The organism is Thiosulfativibrio zosterae (assembly GCF_011398155.1).
Taxonomy (GTDB): domain Bacteria; phylum Pseudomonadota; class Gammaproteobacteria; order Thiomicrospirales; family Thiomicrospiraceae; genus Thiosulfativibrio; species Thiosulfativibrio zosterae.
Window position 1 is genome coordinate 641,156 of sequence record NZ_AP021888.1, and the last position, 18,499, is coordinate 659,654.

Here is an 18,499-nt window from a genome sequence, read left to right on the forward strand (position 1 = left end):
CGTTTAAAAATATTTGTGCTTGCTTTTGATAAAGAAAAACAGTCCTGGCAAAGCCGCTACCATCAGGGTAACGCCATAAATCAATGACATGGCCAAAACCAGATTTTGATCAATTCCGATTAACAAAAACAAGCCAATCAGCGCACCTTCTCTAACCCCCCAGCCCGCAAATGAAATGGGGAGTATGGTCAGTAAAATGGCGGGTGGTATCAGTACTAAATAGGTTACTAGGGGTTCATTAATGCCTAAGCTGTGTCCTATGCCGAATAGAGCTAACATGGAAAATAAATGAATCAAAATGGATAATCCGAGTTGTTCGGCAATGCGTTTAGGCGTTTTGTAGATAGATCGAAAACGATGCGACAGCTCAAAAAATAATCGTGTGATTTTATAGCGCTCAAAAATAGTAAATTTATGGATGGCCATGAGAATAAATAGTCCAAATATGGCGGCTAATATAATCAGGTTGATGGTCATAAATAGACCGGGCGGCAGAAGGTCGGATTCAATAAGATTGGCCGAGAGATTTAATAGAAGAAGCCCTAAAAGCCCAACAATACGGTCAATAAAAACACCATAAAAAGCTTCTTTCACCAAACCGCCGTTAGCAGAAACTTCGGCTATTCGATAGGCATCGCCACCAATACTGGTGGGTAAAACTTGGTTAAACAGGCTGCCTTTAAAGTAACTTTTTAAATAAAAACTAAAAGTATGAGGGAATTTAAGAATATCCATAATCAAATACCAGCGATAGGCAGCAAGGCTCTGACTGAGTAATTGCATGACCAGCGCGGCGGCAATTAAGCCAAAACTTGCATGGATAATGTTTTGCCAGACGGCTTGAAAGTCCAATTTGTAAATCAGAAAGCTAACAATTGCAACAGAGATAACAAGTTTAATCAAATTGGACAAACGCAAATCCTAGGAAAACAATTTTAATGTTGGTATTATCGCAAAAACAACCAGGCCTGGTTAAAAGTTTTTCCTTTAGGCCCAGGGAACTCATTGAATTGCTTTGACGAGGGGGAGTTCACTCACCCAGCCATCATAAATAGGTGGCACAAAATCTTGGCAAGAAAAGAGTCGATAGGTCACCAAAGTTTTTTGATGGTTTACTATCGGCAAAGTTTCCAGCAGTTGGCAGTGTTTAAAAGCGCCAGGTCCGCCAACACGGGGTTGTTTTGCTTCGTAACTGGGGATAATGATAATGCCATTGCTGTGGGCAGGCGGGTTGCCAAACCACAAGTCAAATTGGTCAAAGCGATTGTCGGTCACATAAATGGGGTGTGGTCTGGCGTACCAAGCAATCCGGCTGGCTTGGCTCCAATTATTGGCAACCAAAACGGTATTGGGGTCTTGGGCTTGATAACTTTGCGCCTTTGCAATCGCTTCAGGCCAGCCCTGTAATTCTCGGGTCAAATCTTGATTATCAGGAAAAGGTAGACAGGGCGTGAATAGATGACTGTTCAACAAGAGGCTGGCAATGATGGTTAGGGCGCTGCTGCCATAGGTAAACCAACGCACAAATCTTTTTGACCAAGATTGCCAAACCCAAAAGACCACCGCAGGTGCTAAAAATAACCAGGCCAGTTGTGTCCAATGTGGCAAGCTCATTTCGTATCCAGAACCCATTGCAAATAACATGAGTGTCGGCAAGGCAAAAATAGCCAATAATCGGCTCGAGTCTGAATTCAACCACAGCTTAAAAGCCAGCCACCAGCCTACGATAAACAATAGGGGAGAATAAACCCCAAATTGTGCCGCTTGAGTTTGCACAGCTCTCAGCCAACTCCAGTCGCTGTTGTGAGTACCATGGTGAATTTGGTATAAAAAAGAAATCCAGTCGTGCTGTGCATTCCAAATTAAAACCGGCAAAATCATCATGCCGGCAAGCGCTATTGCGCCATACAGGCCGGGCTGTTTCAACCAATAAAAGCGGCGCTCAATCAGCATCACTAGCAACAATGAAATCACCAAAGTGACCGCAGTGTATTTGGATAATCCCGCAATCCCAAGCCAAAATCCGAGCCAGAGCCAAGGCTTTAAGGGCGGGTGTTGGGTTTCTCTTAGGTTAAGTAGTGTCCAAAAAACCAGCAGTGAGGCCAGCATAATCGGCGTGTCTGGCAACATCGACAAACTCAAAAGCTGGAACATAATGGCACTGTTAATGAGTGCAATAGTCCAAAACCCTGTCCACGCAAATTCCGGAAATAATCGGTTGGCTATGAGATAAAGCATCCATAAGCTACCCGAGAACAAAATAATTGGCAGAATGCGCAACCCCAGATCGCTTTGCGTAAAAGGTAGGATGAGCGCATTTAACCAGCCAACCATCGGGGGATGGTCGAAATAACTCCAGTCTAAATGTAAACCGTACAAGGCATAATGGGCTTCATCTACGCTTAAATTGACGCTGCCAACAATAATGAGGTGCCAAATCGCTATCACAGCAATTAATAAAAAGCTCATTTTGCTTGGAGAGTTAAAAGTAGGTAAATTCATGAAAGGGTCTAATTAGCCATTTAAGATGAGGAGTCAATTAAAGCGGATAATATCATCCTCAACGGTTAACTGTCCAACTTGTCCATTTTCAACAGTTGTTTTTTAATACCTCTTTGAATCACATTACAAAATTTTTATAACCCTAAGTAATTGATTTTTAAATTTTTAATGGTTATCCTCGTCTAAAAGGGCTTGACAGGCTAGTGTATAATGATTCTTATACTTTAACCAATTGATATCCTCTAAAAGGAGACTTAAATGTCTGATGTTCCCTTAACGAAACGCGCTGTGATGACTTTGTTTTCTGACCCTAAATGTCCTAGCTCTCACCGTGTGCGTTTGGTTGCTAAAGAAAAAGATATCCCAATGGATATTATTGAAGTCACCCCTGATACGGTGCCTGAAGATTTATTAGAGCTGAATCCTTATGGCACTTTACCAACTTTGATTGACCGTGAATTGGTGATTTCAGACCCACAGGTCATGATTGAGTATTTAGATGAACGCTATCCTCACCCGCCCTTAATGTCGGTTGATCCCATTTCAAAGGCGCGTTCTAGACAATTATTGCGTCAGATTGAAACCCAATGGTATCCGTTGGTCAACATCATTACCCACAGTGATGATGAAAAGGCAGTCAAAGAAGCGCGTCGTGATTTGCAAGAGCGTTTGATTCAGATGATTCCGGTATTTGACCATCAAGAATACTTTATGAGCCCAGACTATTCCCTAGTGGATATCAGCTTGGCAGTCTTGATGTGGCGTTTACCTTTCTTAGGGATTGAGTTGCCTAAGTCAGCCAAGCCGATTATTGATTACTCAATCAAAGTATTGTCGCGTGAAGTTTTCCCAGAAAGTTTATCTGACGAAGAGTTAGATATGCGAGATGTGATTTAAAAGGTTTCGGGTAGGTTTATGATTTCGAACAAACCCTATTTGCTCAGAGCCTTATTTGAATGGATACTGGATAACGAGTGGACGCCGCATTTGCAGGTGGATGCCAATTATCCAGGCATTCAAGTGCCTTTTGAATATGCGCATGAAGGGGTGATAGTGTTAAATATTCACCCCAATGCGGTGCGCAATTTGCAAATCGATAACGAATGGATTGCTTTTAAAGCGCGCTTTAACGGCATTGAACAAGAAGTCTCTTTAGTGCCAGCAGCCGTGATGAGTATTTTTGCCAGAGAATCTGGACAGGGAATGCCATTCCCTCCAGAGCCTTATCCTGATGTCACTGAGCCCAGCTCATCGGGCAAAGCATCAAAAGCCTCTGACGCTGCTCGACCCGATAAGTCCAAGAAACCCCATCTTTCGGTCGTCAAATAACTTTAAACGGTTGGATGACTTTCAAATTTGGAAAAGCCTGCAGTAATGCGGGCTTTTCTGTTTCTAAGAAAAGTAACTTTAAATTTGGACCGGCATCCATTGTAAAGTACACGCTATGCCCTTGGTTGCGAAGCGCCCAGATTTGATGCATGGCGGCTACCGATTCAGCTTGCCAATACAGGATAGGTGGCCAAGTGGATATCATGGTGGCGTGCATCGTCAGCGCATTGTTTTCAGCGGTTTCACCTAAAGTTGTAAGATCTTTATTTTGAATGGCTTTTTGAATAATATTGACATCTTTTTCGGCCTTTTCTGGCCAGGCCTGGTAGATTTCACAGGTTTCTACTGTCTTTTGCATACCTGCGGTTGAACCCAGCGGTTTTTCTTGAATGTCTATTTCGAGCAATCCAACACAAAACTCTGGCCAAGATTCTGGCAAGGCTTCTGCATAACTGTCCATGCCGTTGTCTTGTTTGCCCTTATGCCACCGTGCAAACCCAGGAAATAAAGAGCGAGATGCACTGCCACTGCCTAAACGCGCCAATAAACTCAATTGTTGTAAGCTGAGTTGCCATTCAAACGCATCGTTTAGCGCCAGCACCAAAGCCGCATACCCCGAAGCAGAAGATGCTAATCCAGCAGCGGTTGGCACGCTGTTATGGGTAATGACTTGAAAATGTCCGGCTAGATTGGGACGGAAAAAATCTAAAAACGCACTCAATCGCTTGGCAAACTTATGCTCAGAAGAGAGGCGTTGTCCGTTAAGTGAAATGGCATCCTGTCCTAAAGTTGGCAACCAAGTTAAATGGGTTTGCGTGCCTAAGCCAGGTAGGCTGATGGATAGGCTGCTATTGGTAGGCAAGTTGAGCGCCACATCTCTTTTGCCCCAGTATTTGCTTAAGGCAATGTTGACCGGAGCGATACCAAAGCCGGTTTTAACTGGATTTTTGTGCGGAATAATCTGGTCGATAAATGCTTGTGGTGTCATGGTTGATGATTCTATTATTTAAAGTTCAAGTACGCTTAAACCTTGGTTAGAAATTTGGCAGTCAATTTGTTGAAAAGACAAAAGTGATTCGGGTAACGGCATGTTAATCTCGCCAAAACTCATCACGCAGTCCCCTAAACCAGAGCCAGAAATTTTAGCCGCTGGGACTAAAGCGCGAAGATCATAAATCATTTTTGACAAGGTTGCATCGTTAACGCCCAGCGCATCCATGAGCCCTTGATAGGTATTGACGAGCAGATAAAAATCGTTCCATTGCTTTTCTTGAAGGGCTTTATAAGCCTGTTGAGTGGTTTCGCCCATTAAGTCATAAAGTTTGTTTTGCAGCGATTGTTGAGGTGACCATTTGGACTCAACTATCTGTAACACTTCAGCCGTGGGGGTTTTATAGCCGCTGTACCAAAGCTGGCAGGGTAAATCTTCTGCCCCAAGAGAAATTTTTTGGACATCTAGCGTTTTGGGGTTAAATAAGACCAGTCCTCCGCTCAAACTGGCTGCTAAATCCGTGCCAGAACCTCGGCCTTGTAATTGGTGGATGATTTGTAAACCGCGTGAAAACCGCTCTTTAAAAGAAGGGGTTTGTTCGCAAATAGCGTCTAATCCACCCAGCATAGCGGCTAATAAAGCCGCCGAACTGCCCAGTCCCCAAGTTGATTCAAACTCAGCGGTAATTTCAATATTTAAACCCTGCGTTAATTGCGGTTGATAGGCTTTTAAACAAGCCATAACCCAAGTTAATTTGGGATGTGGGGCTAAAGTAGCTAAGTCAGTTTGGTGATTGGCCAAGGCTGATTGAATGAAAACTTGAGTGTCTGCTCTGGTTTGCCATTGAATACTCAGTCGTTGGTCAAGGGTGCAAGCTAGGGCAACTTGACCAAAAACCACACTGTGTTCTCCCATGACCATTAAGTTTGCCGGTGCGCTGCTGATCCAATTTTTCATAGGTCTGACTCAAGGATGTGACAAAACACGCCTTGCGAGCTGATTTCGAGTGGCATAAAGTGGTAGCCATAAGTCTCGCAGATTGCTTGAGGCGCTTGTGGTGAAATGCACAAAACCATGCCCGCCGCTTGGCCCGCAACGGCACCTGCGCCACAGACTTTGGCTGAGGTGCAAGGTAGTTTATTCAGTTGTGCGATAAAGTTGATGACCTTTTGGGGAATAACGCCAATCTCACAGAGCAATGTATGATTTTCCGCAATGCTCTTGCGAAGAGCTTCGCCATTTTCGGTTTCGCAGGCTGTTTGAATTCTATTGGTGACATCGGTAAATTTTTGCCAGATAGGGTGGTTGTGTTTAAATTTTTTGGCAACCGCTTCAACTGCCTGACCGGTCGATGTGTGCGCAACGCCGGTATCTATCAGCCAGCCTTTAAATCCGTGTGTTTCTAAGGGTAAAACAGGGCGGTGATGTTGAAAACGCAACAAACCGCCATGCAGGATACTCGTAGGGTCTATGCCGCTAGAGCGCCCATGTTGGCGCGACTCAATCGTTTTAGCCAGCGCTAACAAGTCTGTATTGGAAATGTTTAAACTTTGATGGGTCACCAGACTTTTCAGTAGACTTAAAATCACTGCCGCAGAGCTGCCAAGTCCACGGCTGGGATAGGGGTGAGATTGAATCTTAATCGACCAATGACCTTGCTTTAAACGATAAGCATGATGGAAGTGATCCATAATGACCAAAATCAAATCAATAGGATGTTGCAACACGGTATTGATGCTACCGACTTCTTGCTGGTAAAGGTGAAAACGGCTTTCGATATTGATAGCTAATTTTTTCCATAGAGGAAAGGGAAAGGCATGCTTTTGTTGGTAGTCAACCAATTCTATTTCAATAAAAGGTGGGTCTTGCGGGCAGAAACTGACTTGGCAAAGAGTCATTAAGTTTACCGCCATTGACAGACCAGGAGAGCCATAAACAACTGCATGCTCGCCTGACAAGAGAATTTTGGCAGGGGCTTGGCAGAGCGTTTTCATTATCGACTCATAGCGGCGAATCAACGCGCAATGTAAATGCGTTTGTGTTCTTCAATCGCAGCTAAACGGAAACTGCCACGATTGTGTTCTGGCAAAATACAGTTCTCTTGACTGAGGTCGGAGCCATGGTAGAAGTTAAGATATTCGGCATAGCTCAGTGCTTGGCGTTGCAAAATTTGCTGTTGGTGAGAGGCAGTCATCAAAACGCTTTGGTATTCAGGTTGAATGACGCCACTGAAAAACTCTGCCACACAGCCAGAGCCATAGCTGAAAAAACTCACGCGTTTGTTGACTAAATTTTGTTTTGCAAAATCCAGTAAAGAACAAAATCCAATAAATAACGAGGCACTGTAACTGTTGCCAACGATTCGATTGTAACTTTGTCCATAAGAGAGCTGTTCTTCAAACTGCGCGTCTGAAACCTCAGATTTGGTCTTTTTAATGAGGGTTTTATGCGCCTTTTCCGCCATTTTAGTGAAGGGGATGTGGTAGCAAAAATAATCAATGTCTTGAAAGGTGCGGCCAGTTTCTTCGTTAAAGTGTGTCCAAGCATGTTTGAGGCTATTGAGGTAAACCATGGTGGAGTATTTGCCATCCACCAGTGCGGTTTCACGGTGATTTGGACGCCAAAAGTCCATCACATCATCGGTGTAGTAGCCTGAGCCAGACTCTAACGCCAGGATTCTAGGGGAATCTTTCACCAGCATGGCCACAGCGCCACAGCCTTGCGTTGCTTCACCCGAAGAGTCGACATCGTATTTTGCGATGTCTGCCGCTATGACGAGAATCTTTTCTTTAACATTGGATTTGACTAAGGCAGTTGCCATTTGGAGTGCCGCCGCGCCAGCATAACAAGCATGTTTGAGTTCAATGACACGGCATCGCTTAGGTAAGTTGAGTAAGCCGTGCAAAAAAGCGCCCGCAGACTTAGATTGATCAACCCCAGATTCCGTCGCAAATAAAACCGCAGTGATTTTTTGCGGATCTACTTGGTCTAAAATGGCTTTTGCTGCTTTAGCCGCAAGGGTCACCACATCTTCATCAGGCGGCGCAATGGACATTTTTTCTTGCCCAATACCTATGGTAAATTTTTCGACATCAATATTTTTTTGCGAAGCAAAGGTATCTAAACCCAAAAAATAATCTGAGGTTGCGAAGTGAATTAAATCAATGCCTACTTTCATTTATATTCTTTATGTTTTAGGGAGGCTAACTTGCTCAAAAGCCCCGTTGCATTTTGATTTTATACCCAAGCGGCTCTTAAGATTTGAGCAACAAAGTATCATTTAAAAATAAATCTTTAACGGTCGGCGCGCCTAATAAAAATTGGGCCACCTTAAATTCATGCTGATAACGCGCAATTGTTTCTACCACAGCCTCGCTCGAATCCAGCGCAGCTTCTAAAAAAGGGGCCGCAATGCCACAAATTTGGCCGCCCATTATAACTGATTTGACCATGTCAATGCCATTGCGAATGCCGCCACTGGCAATAAAATTTGCTTGGTTTTGAAAAGGTTGCGCCATTTGCAAGGCTTGTGGGGTGGTTAAGCCCCAGTCTTGAAAACGGATGCCCAACTGCTTTTGTTGATCATTTTGTGCGCGATGCGCTTCAATCCGACTCCAAGAAGTACCGCCACGACCTGCTAAATCAAACCATCTTATGCCAGCATTGATACCTAAAATAATGTCTTTTGACGAGAGTCCACAGCCCACTTCTTTTAAAATAATCGGCACTTCCAGTTGCTTGGCAAGGGCTTCGATTTTATCGGCCAGCTTGGCAAAATTGGTGTCGCCCTCTGGCTGAATCACTTCTTGCAAAGGGTTTAGGTGTAAATACAGGGCGTTGGCTTGCAAAATATCAACGGCTTTACGCGCTTCATCAATCCCAAAACCATAATTGAGTTGCACCGCTCCAATATTGGCAATCAGTGGAATATTGGGCGCATAATCTCGCAGTTGAAAACTTTTTTGTGCCTTAGCATCCAAAATCATGGCGCGCTGTGACCCGACCGCCAAAGCAACTTTGGCAGACTCTGCGGCTTCAGCCAAGTGAATATTCATCTTCACGAGATTGTCAGCAGCACCGCCGGTCATGGATGAAATCAGCAAAGGACAATTGAGTAGAGTGTTTAAAAAAGAGGTTTGGGTGCTGACCTCAGCAAAGTCGAGTTCGGGTAAGCCGCGATGGCTCAGTTGAATGGTGTCAAATCCGCTTTGCTGGCGTTCAATTTGCTCGTCTGTTTGCAAAGCCAGAATGTGATCTTGTTTGCGTTGCGTGATGCTTTGATCAGTCATGGCTTTCAGTTGGCACATTAGCCGCTTGGCGTTCAAGCTTAAGATGGGCTTGCATCAATTCGCCGGGATTGGTTTGCGCCGCCAATAAAGATAGTTCACCACACAAGGCAGTTGCTCCGGCAATACAAGCCAGGCGGCGTGCATTGCTGCCGGGTTCTACATCCTGCGCTGTGCAACCTAAGCCTTCTAAGTTTTCTAATACAAAATCGAGTCCCTTGCCATTGCCCACCGTACCGACAATTAAGTTGGGCAGAGTGGTCGAGAAGTATAAATCGCCATCTGGCGTGGTTTCGATATGGTTTATGGCTTGTGAACCTTCAACGATATTGGCAGCATCCTGCCCTGTTGCCAAATAAAAAGCCAGTAACATATTCGCAACATGCGCATTTGCGGTGCGTAAACCACCTGACACGATGCTCCCAATCAAATCTTTTTTAATGTGTAAATCCACAATCGCTTCGGGGGTGGTTTTTAAAAAACGCACACAGAGTTTGCGCGGAATGGTAGTTTCACACACCACATATTTGCCGCGCCCCAAAATGCCATTCACCGCGGATACTTTTTTGTCAGTACAATAATTCGCTGAAATCGACACATAACTTAAGTCAGGATATTGCCCCAATAAAAATGGTATCAACTTATCTGCCGCATTGGTTGCCATATTGTGGCCAGATGCATCGCCTGTTTTAAACTCTAGGCGCAAATAAATAAGATTACCAATCACTTGAAAGTGGGTATCAATCAGTTGCGCAAAACGGCTGGAGGACGACACCACTGCCTGTAAATCGGCGTGACGCGATTGTATTTGTTGCAACCTTTGGCGTGCAATACCGGCATGAGGCGCTTCTAATAAAATAGAGCGGGTCATACGCTCATCAATGACTGTGACTCGAATACCGCCGGCATGGGCAGTGACTCGCGCGCCGCGCGCCACTGAAGGCCAAAGAGGGGTTTCGTAGGTAGCCATAGGCACCATCAAATCATCGGTTTCAACATCGCCAATGAGTTTAAAGGGGCCGACGGCTTGCATCGGAATTTGCGCATAGGGTTTAGGGGTATTTGTCATAAAGCGTATTATAGTGCCAATAAATGTCACTTTCAGATAAAATAATGTCGAATTTAATGAAAAGAAGGAACAAAGCATGGCATTAGCGACTGCAAGACACATTTTGGTCGACACTGAAGAACAATGTTTGGATTTAAAAGCACAGATTGAAGCGGGTGCGGATTTTGGTGATATCGCCAAAGCCCATTCAAACTGTCCATCTGGCCGTTCTGGGGGTGATCTTGGACAATTTGGCCCGGGCATGATGGTGCCAGAATTTGATAAAGTTTGCTTTTCGGCAGAAATTGGGTCTGTGGAAGGCCCTGTTAAAACGCAATTTGGCTATCATTTAGTGCAAGTCACTGACCGCACGGCATAAGAAGCTTAAAATTCTGATTTAAGCCACCTAAAACTAACCAGGCCTGGTTAGTTTTAGGTGGCTTTTTGCTTTTTAGCCTTGTGCAATCAGCGATTCTAGGTGGTCGAACAAGGTGCCAGCGATATTGAGCTGGAATTGAGTGTCGAGTTCTCTGATGCAAGTTGGGCTGGTGACATTGATTTCGGTAATGTAGTCGCCGATGACATCTAGCCCGACAAAGTGCAGGCCTTTGGCTTGTAGTTTGGGGGCGATTTGTTGGCAGAGCCAGCGTTCGCGTTCGGTGATGGGCATGCCAACCCCCGTTCCGCCGGCGGCAATATTGCCGCGCGTTTCGCCTTCGGCGGGAATACGCGCTAGGGTGAAATCAATCGGTTCTCCGTTAATCAACAAAATGCGTTTGTCGCCTTGCTTGATTTCGGGAAGATATTTTTGTGCCATGATGTGATGTTTGCCATGATCTGTCATGGTTTCAATAATGACATTGGTGTTGGGGTCACCTTGTCGCACTCTAAAAATGAATGCGCCACCCATGGCATCTAGCGGTTTTAGAATGGTGTCTTGGTGATCGGTAATAAAAGTTTTAATTTGGGTGGCATTGGCTGAAACCAAGGTGGGCGGTGTGCATTCTGGAAACCAGGCCGCAAAGAGTTTTTCATTAGCATCCCTTAGGCTTTGCGGTTTATTGACCACCAGCACACCTTGCGCTTCGGCCAGTTCAAGCAGATGGGTAGAATATAAATAGTCGGTATTAAAGGGCGGGTCTTGGCGAATTAAAATAATGTCTAATTCGGTTAAGTCGGTTATTTGTGACGCACCAAAACCATAGTATTGCTCGGTTTTGGGTCTGTCCCACACTTTTAATAAACTGGTGCTGGCAAAAGGGTGACCATTTTTAAGAAACAGGTCTTCTGGCTGCATATAAAACAGGGTGTGTCCGCGGCGTTGTGCTTCGAGCAACATGGCAAACGAACTGTCTTTGTGTGGCTTGATGTGCTCGATGGGGTCCATCACGATGCCGACTTTGAGTAGGGACATGTGCGCTCCTAATTGCTGGTTTGTGAAGCTGCTTTGGCTGCTTGACGCTTTTTGGCGTCATCAATTTCGCGCGCTGCGGCCAATAAGGCTAAACGCGCCACCACGCCATAAGCGTAAAAACGGTTGGGGCTGGCATCTGGGTCTTGAGTCTGGTCAGGCAATACGCAAGAGGTTTCAAATGATAAAGGCTCAAAGTGCATGCCGGGCGAGTTCAGGTTGTCGGTTGCTGTTTTGCCCGTGTGAATGCGATAAAAACCACCCACCACTTGATTGTGAATCATATAAACCACCGGTTCTGCGACAGCACCATCCACCGTTTCATAGGTGTAAACACCTTCTTGTACCAACATTTGTTCAACCGATAAGCCTTCTTTAACAGATGACATTTTATTGCGTTGTTTGTGATTAAGGCTGAGTACATCTTCTGGACTATTAACCGACATAATCGCCATGCCATAGGTTCCGCTGTCTGATTTGACGATGGCAAAGGGTTTGCAAGCGATGCCCTTTTCATCATAGACCGTTTGAGTGGTTTTGAGCACCAGGTTAACCGCTTCTGCAAGGGATTCTAGGCCGGTGTGTTCTTTGAAATTAATGGGGCCACGAGAGATCGACAGTGGATTAATAATCCAAGGGTCTAAGTCGATAATTTTGCCGAACTCGGTACAAATTTTGGCGTAATGCGTGAAATGGTGAGTCTTGTAGCGGTTTGCCCAACCTAAATCTAACGGTGGTAATAGGGTTTGATTGAGGTTCTCTAAAATGGCAGGGCGCCCGCCAGACAAGTCATTGTTCAGCAAGACTGCGCACGGGAAAAACCCTTCAACACCCACTTGGTTTTCCTGACGAATCAGTGGTTCTAACAATAGCTTTTTACCAGAGGGGAGTTCCAGTTCAGTTTTTTGCGTAACGTCTGGATTGAGGCTGCCCACACGCACTTCGTAACCGGCTGCCAATAAAATTTCTTGCAGGATGGTGACATTTTCAAGATAGAACAGGTTGCGGGTGTGATTCTCAGGGATGATTAGCACGCCATCGGCAATTGGGCAGGCTTGCGTTACGGCATTTTGGGCAGCCTGTACCGCTAAAGGACGCAAGTCTGAGTGCAGATTGTTGAATCCAGCAGGAAAAAGGTTGGTGTCCACGGGCGCCAATTTGTAGCCAGCATTTCGTAAATCCACCGATGCATAAAAGGGCGCGGGCGTTTCTTTGAATTGTTTACGAAACCAAGATTCTATTTCCGCTTGGTTTTCAAGAAAGTGGCGCTCGAGTTCTTTGAGCGGCCCAGTAAGGGCGGTTTGTAAATGCGGAACTTGATTGGTGGATGACATAATAGACAACCTTCGTCTGGAACAATTAGGGATTTATGAATGGGTTTGGCGACAATGCTTTAACCAAATGAAATATTATAACGACTCTTAGCGTTAAAAACCGAGGTATTCAGTCAGGAATCTAAGGCTTTGTCGGCTTTTTAAAGGCTGATCACCTGATTTCTACCTTGGTTTTTAGCCAAATAGAGTGCTTGGTCGGCTCGGCTAATGAATGTCTCGATGTTTTCTTGCGGTTGAATTTGGGTAACGCCAATACTGAGTGACTGTTGTAAATGATGCGGTAAGGCTACATGAGTTGCGCCTTTGCAAATTCGATTAGCCAGCGCTTCTGCAGAGGCTAAGTCGCTATTGCGGCATAAAACCATAAATTCCTCGCCGCCCCAGCGGGCAAATAAATCGTCAGTGCGGCATTGTGATTGACACCATTCGGCCATTTTAATCAAAACTTGGTCACCCGCTAAATGCCCAAAAATATCATTGACCGATTTAAAGAAGTCCAAATCAATCATCAACAATGACAAGGGTTGCTGGTGGCGTTGATAAAGGGCGAACTCTTCCGTTAAACGCTGGTCAATGTAGGTGCGGTTATAAACCTGGGTTAAAGCATCGGTAATAGAGAGTTTAGATAACTTCTCATTGGTTTCTTGCAGTGCTTTTTGTGTGTCATTTAATTCACTCACTGAACGGTTCAGTTCAGCGTTAAGGGTTTGCAGCTTGCGGTTATACCGCAAAATTAAAATCAAGATAATGGCAAGCGGAATACCCATTTTGGCTAAGAGTTCACCGCTGATTTTTTGATAGTATTCCACCTTTAGCCAAGGGGTTTGGAGTCTTTGATGATCCGCTTCGGTCAGGCTATTGATGAACTTATTTACAACCGATAGTAGTTGCGGGTTGTTTTTATTCACGGCAAATTGATAAATCTCTTTCTGTTGAGTATCGCCTGAGATTTGTAGTTGATTGAGTCCCAATTTTTTAATGGCATGTCCAATGCTGGCAGCGGCATCAATCAGTGCTTTAGCCTTGCCGGTAGCTATGGCTTGCAAACCTTCTTCTGTGGTTTGCACCACTAAGATTTGATGAGGAAACCGTTGCTTGGCTAAAAAGGATTCAGCATTTGAACCCTGTATGACGGCAATGATTTGATTTTTAAGTTGCTGGATATCGTTGATATAAGGCTCATTATTTTGCGTGGCAATCACCAAGGGTGATTCAAAATAGGGTTTCGAAAAATGATACTGGTCATTCAAATCGAAATGACTGTTGGATGCCATGACTAGGTCGGGCAGTTTTTGAGTATCTGAAAAAATGGCGGTAGCAGATTTTTGCCAAAGCAATTTTAGCCCTGTAGCGTGTTCTAAAGAGCGAGCATAGCTGACCCCAATTCCCTGGGGCATGCCCTTTTCAATGGAAGCGATCGGGGCAAAATGACCTAGAACCGTTGTGGAGACTTCTGGAAATTGCTTTAACCAAAGCAGCTCAGCGGAGTTTAGAGTCAGAACATTTTTTTCGGGTTCAAAAATTCCGGCTTCAATATTGAAAGGTTTATCAGAAAGACCATATTTTTGAAACAATCCCGAGATAAATTCCAAACGCCCTTTATCCAGTGTGCCCAAAGGAATGCTGTTGGCACGAATCACTTCCTCTAAGGCATTGGCTTCATGCATAAGGTGTTCGTAAGATTTGGTAGAGCCATATTCGGTTTGTAACAGGTGAATAATTTCTGGTTTATGACTGAGTGCATATTCCCAGCCTTTTAGACTGGCGCGCTTAAAGGCTTCGACACGCTGGGGATGTTCTTTGGCTTCTGTGCCATTGGTAAACAGCATGTCTCCATAAAAGTCGATGCCATAATTCATAGGATTGATGATGTTGTATTCAACGCCTTTTTGCTGCATCACAAAAGGCTCATTTGATAAATAACAAGGATAGGCTTGGGCTTCATTACGCAGTAGCATTTCAGGGTCGGCTTTGATGACCATGCGCTGTAAATTGATTTTGATGTTTAAACTTTTGAACATGGCCAATAATGGGAATCCATCCGTGTCTTTTTGGTAAAAGGCTACTTCAGCATGCTCTAATTGGTAAGGTGTTTCGATGCCGCTGGATTTGAGTGTCATGAAGACTTGCGGAGAGTGCTGAAAAATTGGCGCCACAATTTTAAGATGCGCGTTTTGTGCTTGGTAGAGTAATAAAACCGAGTCGGCGATGCCATATTCAAATTTGCCATCTAAGACTTCTTGAATATTGTTTTGCTGAATATCACGCTGTTGTATAACAACATTTAGCCCTTCATCGCGGTAAAAGCCTTTGGCTAAGGCGGCATAATAACCCGCAAATTGAAATTGGTGAAACCATTTTAAGCGTAAAGAAACCGTTTCTAAAGGCGCGCCTTTTACCGGCTTAGATTGGGAAGTTTCAGTAGTGTTCGTGACAGGGTCGGCAGCAAAAACACGACCGTTGGTGGCAAGCAGACCTAAAACCAGCAGGCTCAAGAGCATGAGTTTTATAGAGATTTTCAAAGGATTACAGAAAACACCCAAACAAAGAACGCGCATTAAGCCTACCTAAATTGAGCGATTTAAGCGCGAAAAAGAGCGTTTAAAGGGCAGATAAAAGAAATTCGATTAGTTCGAATTATAATCCAGAAGCCTTTAAAAGTCACCCCACAGGCTTTGTAAAATGGCTAATACCGTGACACCAGCAGTTTCGGTACGCAAAATTCTAGGCCCTAGTTTGACAGGCGTTAATCCTGCTTGAGTGGCTTGCTGAACTTCTGCGTCACTTAAGCCACCTTCTGGGCCAATCAGTAAATGAATGGGGGTTTGTGCCATGGTTGGCGGCAAGGTTTTGAGGGTATTGGATGCATAAGGGTTGAGCACTAGGCCGTTGGCATTGGGGTTGTGCGCTAACCAATCTGTGAGCGTTAAGGGGGTTAAAACTTGGGGTACCACATTGCGCCCAGACTGCTCGCACGCACTGATCACTATGTCTTGCCATTGTTGGCGTTTTTTGTCGAGTTTGTCGTCGTCGAGTTTGACATCACAATGTTCGGTAAACAGCGGTTGAATAACGCTAATCCCCAATTCTACGGTTTTTTGCAGGGTGTAATCCATACGGTCGCCCTTGGAAATGCCTTGCAATAAAATGGTTTGCAGTGGAGATTCGGTTTGTGGACTGGCAACTGTGTCAATCAACAAATCAGCGGTTCGCCGACTGGTGACTAATAGAGTGGCTTGCGCTTGTTGACCTTGGCCGTTAAAAATTTCTAAAGGGCGTTGGTGTTTCATGCGCAAAACGGTTAGGGCATAATGAGATTGCTCTTTTGATAGGCTCAGGGTTTGTCCGGCAAGATAGTCGGCTGGCACATAAAAGCGCGGAATTCTCATTAGGCACCTCGTAGGGTTTTAGTTTTTAAAGGTTAAACTTTTAACGATGTCTAGCGTCGGTTGGGTTTGGTTCATGCTGTAAAAATGCAACCCAGGTGAGCCGGCATCTAACAATTTTTGCGCAAGGGTTTGCACCACTTCTTGACCAAACGCCAACAGGCTTTCTTTGTCGTCTTCAAAACTTTCTAAACGACACTTTAACCAACGCGGCACTTCGGCACCACAGCCTTGTGAAAAACGAATGAGGTTTTCGTAGTTGGTGATGGGCATAATGCCTGGCACAATCGGTAGGTCGATGCCATGTTTCTCGCAGTTATCAACAAATTGCAAATAGCTGTCTAGGTTAAAGAAGTATTGGGTAATCGCCGAATCTGCACCTTGCTCAACCTTATGTTTAAACCATTTAATGCCCACTTCGCAGTTGCGCGCTTGTGGATGGGTTTCTGGATAGGCGGCCACTTCTAAATGAAAGGCATCGCCACGTTCTTGGCGTATAAAAGCCACCAAATCGCTGGCATATTTAAACTCACCCGGATCCATCATGCCCGAGGGCAAATCGCCACGCAAAGCCACAATGCGTTTCACACCGATTGCTTGATAGGTGTCGAGTAAGGCTAAAACACTTTCGTGTGTTGCGCCAATACAAGTTAGGTGGGGCGCGGCATTGTAAGCAGTTTCGGATTGAATATAACGCACCGTATCGAGCGTTTTTTCTTGGGTTGTGCCGCCTGCGCCATAGGTCACCGACATATAGTCGGGGGAAAACTGTCCAAAATCTTGGATGACGGTTTTCAGTTTTTCCATGCCTTCAGGGGTGCGCGGTGGGAAAAACTCTAAACTGATTTTTTGCGGATATTGCTGTTGTGATTTCATCTTACATACGACCTTTATACAGAAAGGTTAAAGGGCTTAAAACCCCCAAAAACGACCTAAAATTAACCAGAATTAACCAGGCCTGGTTGTTTTTAGGGCGTTTTTAAGGGTTTTTAGGCAAATTTATAAGCCTGCGTCGGCTCTTAAAGCGGCTGCTTTGTCGGTGCGTTCCCAAGTAAATTCTGGCAATTCACGGCCAAAGTGTCCGTAAGCGGCAGTGGCTTGGTAAATTGGGCGATACAAATCTAACATGGCAATCAAGCCTTTAGGGCGTAAATCAAAATGTTCGGCAACCAATTTTTCAATTAAGGTGACGGCGACTTTCTCAGTGCCAAAGGTTTCAATACTGATAGACGTTGGTTTGGCAACCCCAATCGCATAAGACACTTGAATTTCGCACTTGTCTGCTAGGCCAGCGGCCACAATGTTTTTGGCGACATAACGACCCGCATAAGCTGCAGAGCGATCCACTTTAGAAGGGTCTTTACCCGAGAAAGCACCACCACCATGACGCGCCATGCCGCCGTAAGTGTCCACAATAATTTTACGACCGGTTAAGCCAGCATCGCCCACTGGGCCACCAATCACAAAACGACCGGTTGGGTTGATGTGATATTGGGTATCGGCATGCAACCATTCATTAGGTAAGACTGTTTTAATGATTTCTTCCATTACTGCTTCATGCAAGTCTTTGTTAGACACGTCTGGGCTGTGTTGGGTTGATAAAACGACCGCATCGATCGCCACAGGTTTGCCATTTTCATAACGCAAAGTAACTTGCGATTTGGCATCTGGACGCAACCAAGCCAAGGCGCCGTTTTTACGCAATTCGGCTTGTTTTTCCATTAAACGGTGTGCGTAAAAAATGGGGGCAGGCATGAGTACATCGGTTTCATTAGACGCATAACCAAACATCAGTCCTTGGTCACCCGCACCTTGTTCGTGCTCGTTAGATTCATCAACCCCTTGTGCAATTTCTGGGGATTGTTTACCGATCGAGCTCAAAACCGCACAAGTCGCGCCATCAAAACCAAGATCACCGTGGTTGTAACCTATGTCTGTGACCACCTTGCGAACCAATTCTTCTTGGTCAACCCATGCATTGGTGGTGATTTCTCCACCCAATAACACCATGCCGGTTTTAACAAAGGTTTCGCAGGCAACACGGGCCTTAGGGTCTTGCGCCAATATGGCATCTAGCATGGCGTCTGAGATTTGGTCGGCGATTTTGTCTGGATGGCCTTCGGATACGGATTCAGATGTAAATACTGTGGTTTTTGTCATTTCTATGCCTCTTAAGCGTTTTGGTTCATGAGAGGTACGGAAAGTAAGGCGG

At 44.9% G+C, this 18,499-nt stretch carries 17 protein-coding genes; 3 read left to right on the forward strand and 14 right to left on the reverse strand.

The annotated features are described in order from the left end of the window. Nucleotides 1-3: 3 nt before the first annotated feature. A complete protein-coding gene (locus tag THMIRH_RS02690) occupies nucleotides 4-912 on the reverse strand; it encodes a lysylphosphatidylglycerol synthase transmembrane domain-containing protein (RefSeq protein ID WP_173290509.1) in 909 nt (302 codons plus the stop codon). Nucleotides 913-1,002: 90 nt separating this feature from the next. Continuing rightward, nucleotides 1,003-2,502, reverse strand: coding sequence for an ArnT family glycosyltransferase (locus tag THMIRH_RS02695; RefSeq protein WP_173290511.1), 1,500 nt, complete (start codon nucleotides 2,500-2,502; stop codon nucleotides 1,003-1,005). 258 nt (nucleotides 2,503-2,760) lie between these two features. Between THMIRH_RS02695 and THMIRH_RS02700 the strand changes: the two genes are divergently transcribed. Further along, the gene (locus tag THMIRH_RS02700) at nucleotides 2,761-3,399 is read left to right on the forward strand and encodes a glutathione S-transferase N-terminal domain-containing protein (RefSeq protein ID WP_173290513.1); all 639 of its coding nucleotides are present in this window, start codon (nucleotides 2,761-2,763) and stop codon (nucleotides 3,397-3,399) included. Between the two features lie 18 nt (nucleotides 3,400-3,417). Continuing rightward, the gene (locus tag THMIRH_RS02705) at nucleotides 3,418-3,831 is read left to right on the forward strand and encodes a ClpXP protease specificity-enhancing factor (RefSeq protein WP_173290515.1); all 414 of its coding nucleotides are present in this window, start codon (nucleotides 3,418-3,420) and stop codon (nucleotides 3,829-3,831) included. Here the strand turns inward: THMIRH_RS02705 and mvaD are convergent. The 6 genes from mvaD to THMIRH_RS02735 all read right to left on the reverse strand — a co-directional run bounded on the left by mvaD (nucleotide 3,824) and on the right by THMIRH_RS02735 (nucleotide 10,177). Further along, on the reverse strand, nucleotides 3,824-4,819 hold the full coding sequence (gene mvaD, locus THMIRH_RS02710; protein WP_173290517.1) for a diphosphomevalonate decarboxylase: 996 nt from the start codon (nucleotides 4,817-4,819) through the stop codon (nucleotides 3,824-3,826). The genes THMIRH_RS02705 and mvaD overlap by 8 nt on opposite strands. An 18-nt stretch (nucleotides 4,820-4,837) precedes the next feature. Continuing rightward, nucleotides 4,838-5,779: a mevalonate kinase family protein gene (locus tag THMIRH_RS02715; RefSeq protein WP_173290519.1), complete on the reverse strand. Its 942-nt coding sequence runs from the start codon at nucleotides 5,777-5,779 to the stop codon at nucleotides 4,838-4,840. Next, a complete protein-coding gene (locus THMIRH_RS02720) occupies nucleotides 5,776-6,816 on the reverse strand; it encodes a mevalonate kinase family protein (RefSeq protein WP_173290521.1) in 1,041 nt (346 codons plus the stop codon). Before THMIRH_RS02720 ends, THMIRH_RS02715 begins: the two co-directional genes overlap by 4 nt. Nucleotides 6,817-6,836: 20 nt before the next feature. Then, nucleotides 6,837-8,000 (reverse strand): hydroxymethylglutaryl-CoA synthase, encoded by a 1,164-nt coding sequence (locus THMIRH_RS02725; protein ID WP_173290523.1) that lies wholly within the window; start codon nucleotides 7,998-8,000, stop codon nucleotides 6,837-6,839. 76 nt (nucleotides 8,001-8,076) lie between these two features. Then, nucleotides 8,077-9,129 (reverse strand): type 2 isopentenyl-diphosphate Delta-isomerase, encoded by a 1,053-nt coding sequence (fni, locus tag THMIRH_RS02730; protein ID WP_243831480.1) that lies wholly within the window; start codon nucleotides 9,127-9,129, stop codon nucleotides 8,077-8,079. Then, nucleotides 9,104-10,177, reverse strand: coding sequence for a hydroxymethylglutaryl-CoA reductase (locus THMIRH_RS02735; protein WP_173290525.1), 1,074 nt, complete (start codon nucleotides 10,175-10,177; stop codon nucleotides 9,104-9,106). Before THMIRH_RS02735 ends, fni begins: the two co-directional genes overlap by 26 nt. 76 nt (nucleotides 10,178-10,253) lie before the next feature. Here THMIRH_RS02735 and THMIRH_RS02740 point away from each other — a divergent pair, with 76 nt between their 5' ends. Continuing rightward, nucleotides 10,254-10,535, forward strand: coding sequence for a peptidylprolyl isomerase (locus THMIRH_RS02740; protein ID WP_173290527.1), 282 nt, complete (start codon nucleotides 10,254-10,256; stop codon nucleotides 10,533-10,535). A gap of 72 nt (nucleotides 10,536-10,607) precedes the next feature. Here THMIRH_RS02740 and gshB read toward each other — a convergent pair whose 3' ends face one another. From gshB to metK, 6 genes are all read right to left on the reverse strand, one after another. Next, entirely contained in the window at nucleotides 10,608-11,570 is a 963-nt protein-coding gene (gshB, locus tag THMIRH_RS02745; protein ID WP_173290529.1) for a glutathione synthase, read from the reverse strand. 8 nt (nucleotides 11,571-11,578) lie between these two features. Continuing rightward, the gene (gshA, locus tag THMIRH_RS02750) at nucleotides 11,579-12,901 is read right to left on the reverse strand and encodes a glutamate--cysteine ligase (protein WP_173290531.1); all 1,323 of its coding nucleotides are present in this window, start codon (nucleotides 12,899-12,901) and stop codon (nucleotides 11,579-11,581) included. 140 nt (nucleotides 12,902-13,041) lie between these two features. Then, nucleotides 13,042-15,459: a transporter substrate-binding domain-containing diguanylate cyclase gene (locus tag THMIRH_RS02755; RefSeq protein WP_173290533.1), complete on the reverse strand. Its 2,418-nt coding sequence runs from the start codon at nucleotides 15,457-15,459 to the stop codon at nucleotides 13,042-13,044. Between the two features lie 96 nt (nucleotides 15,460-15,555). Continuing rightward, entirely contained in the window at nucleotides 15,556-16,290 is a 735-nt protein-coding gene (locus tag THMIRH_RS02760; RefSeq protein WP_173290536.1) for a 16S rRNA (uracil(1498)-N(3))-methyltransferase, read from the reverse strand. A gap of 18 nt (nucleotides 16,291-16,308) precedes the next feature. Next, nucleotides 16,309-17,163 carry a methylenetetrahydrofolate reductase [NAD(P)H] gene (gene metF / locus THMIRH_RS02765; RefSeq protein ID WP_173290538.1) on the reverse strand — a complete coding sequence of 285 codons (855 nt, stop codon included), beginning with the start codon at nucleotides 17,161-17,163 and terminating at the stop codon, nucleotides 16,309-16,311. A 123-nt stretch (nucleotides 17,164-17,286) separates the two neighbouring features. Next, a complete protein-coding gene (gene metK, locus THMIRH_RS02770) occupies nucleotides 17,287-18,447 on the reverse strand; it encodes a methionine adenosyltransferase (protein WP_173290540.1) in 1,161 nt (386 codons plus the stop codon). Nucleotides 18,448-18,499: the final 52 nt, after the last annotated feature.

What these genes read in the sequence shown, in the direction of transcription:
- THMIRH_RS02695 (WP_173290511.1), bottom strand. Translation starts at nt 2,502, where the DNA reads ATGAATTTACCTACTTTTAACTCTCCAAGCAAAATGAGCTTTTTATTA.
- THMIRH_RS02700 (WP_173290513.1), top strand. Translation starts at nt 2,761, where the DNA reads ATGTCTGATGTTCCCTTAACGAAACGCGCTGTGATGACTTTGTTTTCT.
- THMIRH_RS02705 (WP_173290515.1), top strand. Translation starts at nt 3,418, where the DNA reads ATGATTTCGAACAAACCCTATTTGCTCAGAGCCTTATTTGAATGGATA.
- mvaD (WP_173290517.1), bottom strand. Translation starts at nt 4,819, where the DNA reads ATGACACCACAAGCATTTATCGACCAGATTATTCCGCACAAAAATCCA.
- THMIRH_RS02715 (WP_173290519.1), bottom strand. Translation starts at nt 5,779, where the DNA reads ATGAAAAATTGGATCAGCAGCGCACCGGCAAACTTAATGGTCATGGGA.
- THMIRH_RS02720 (WP_173290521.1), bottom strand. Translation starts at nt 6,816, where the DNA reads ATGAAAACGCTCTGCCAAGCCCCTGCCAAAATTCTCTTGTCAGGCGAG.
- THMIRH_RS02725 (WP_173290523.1), bottom strand. Translation starts at nt 8,000, where the DNA reads ATGAAAGTAGGCATTGATTTAATTCACTTCGCAACCTCAGATTATTTT.
- fni (WP_243831480.1), bottom strand. Translation starts at nt 9,129, where the DNA reads ATGTGCCAACTGAAAGCCATGACTGATCAAAGCATCACGCAACGCAAA.
- THMIRH_RS02735 (WP_173290525.1), bottom strand. Translation starts at nt 10,177, where the DNA reads ATGACAAATACCCCTAAACCCTATGCGCAAATTCCGATGCAAGCCGTC.
- THMIRH_RS02740 (WP_173290527.1), top strand. Translation starts at nt 10,254, where the DNA reads ATGGCATTAGCGACTGCAAGACACATTTTGGTCGACACTGAAGAACAA.
- gshB (WP_173290529.1), bottom strand. Translation starts at nt 11,570, where the DNA reads ATGTCCCTACTCAAAGTCGGCATCGTGATGGACCCCATCGAGCACATC.
- gshA (WP_173290531.1), bottom strand. Translation starts at nt 12,901, where the DNA reads ATGTCATCCACCAATCAAGTTCCGCATTTACAAACCGCCCTTACTGGG.
- THMIRH_RS02755 (WP_173290533.1), bottom strand. Translation starts at nt 15,459, where the DNA reads ATGCGCGTTCTTTGTTTGGGTGTTTTCTGTAATCCTTTGAAAATCTCT.
- THMIRH_RS02760 (WP_173290536.1), bottom strand. Translation starts at nt 16,290, where the DNA reads ATGAGAATTCCGCGCTTTTATGTGCCAGCCGACTATCTTGCCGGACAA.
- metF (WP_173290538.1), bottom strand. Translation starts at nt 17,163, where the DNA reads ATGAAATCACAACAGCAATATCCGCAAAAAATCAGTTTAGAGTTTTTC.
- metK (WP_173290540.1), bottom strand. Translation starts at nt 18,447, where the DNA reads ATGACAAAAACCACAGTATTTACATCTGAATCCGTATCCGAAGGCCAT.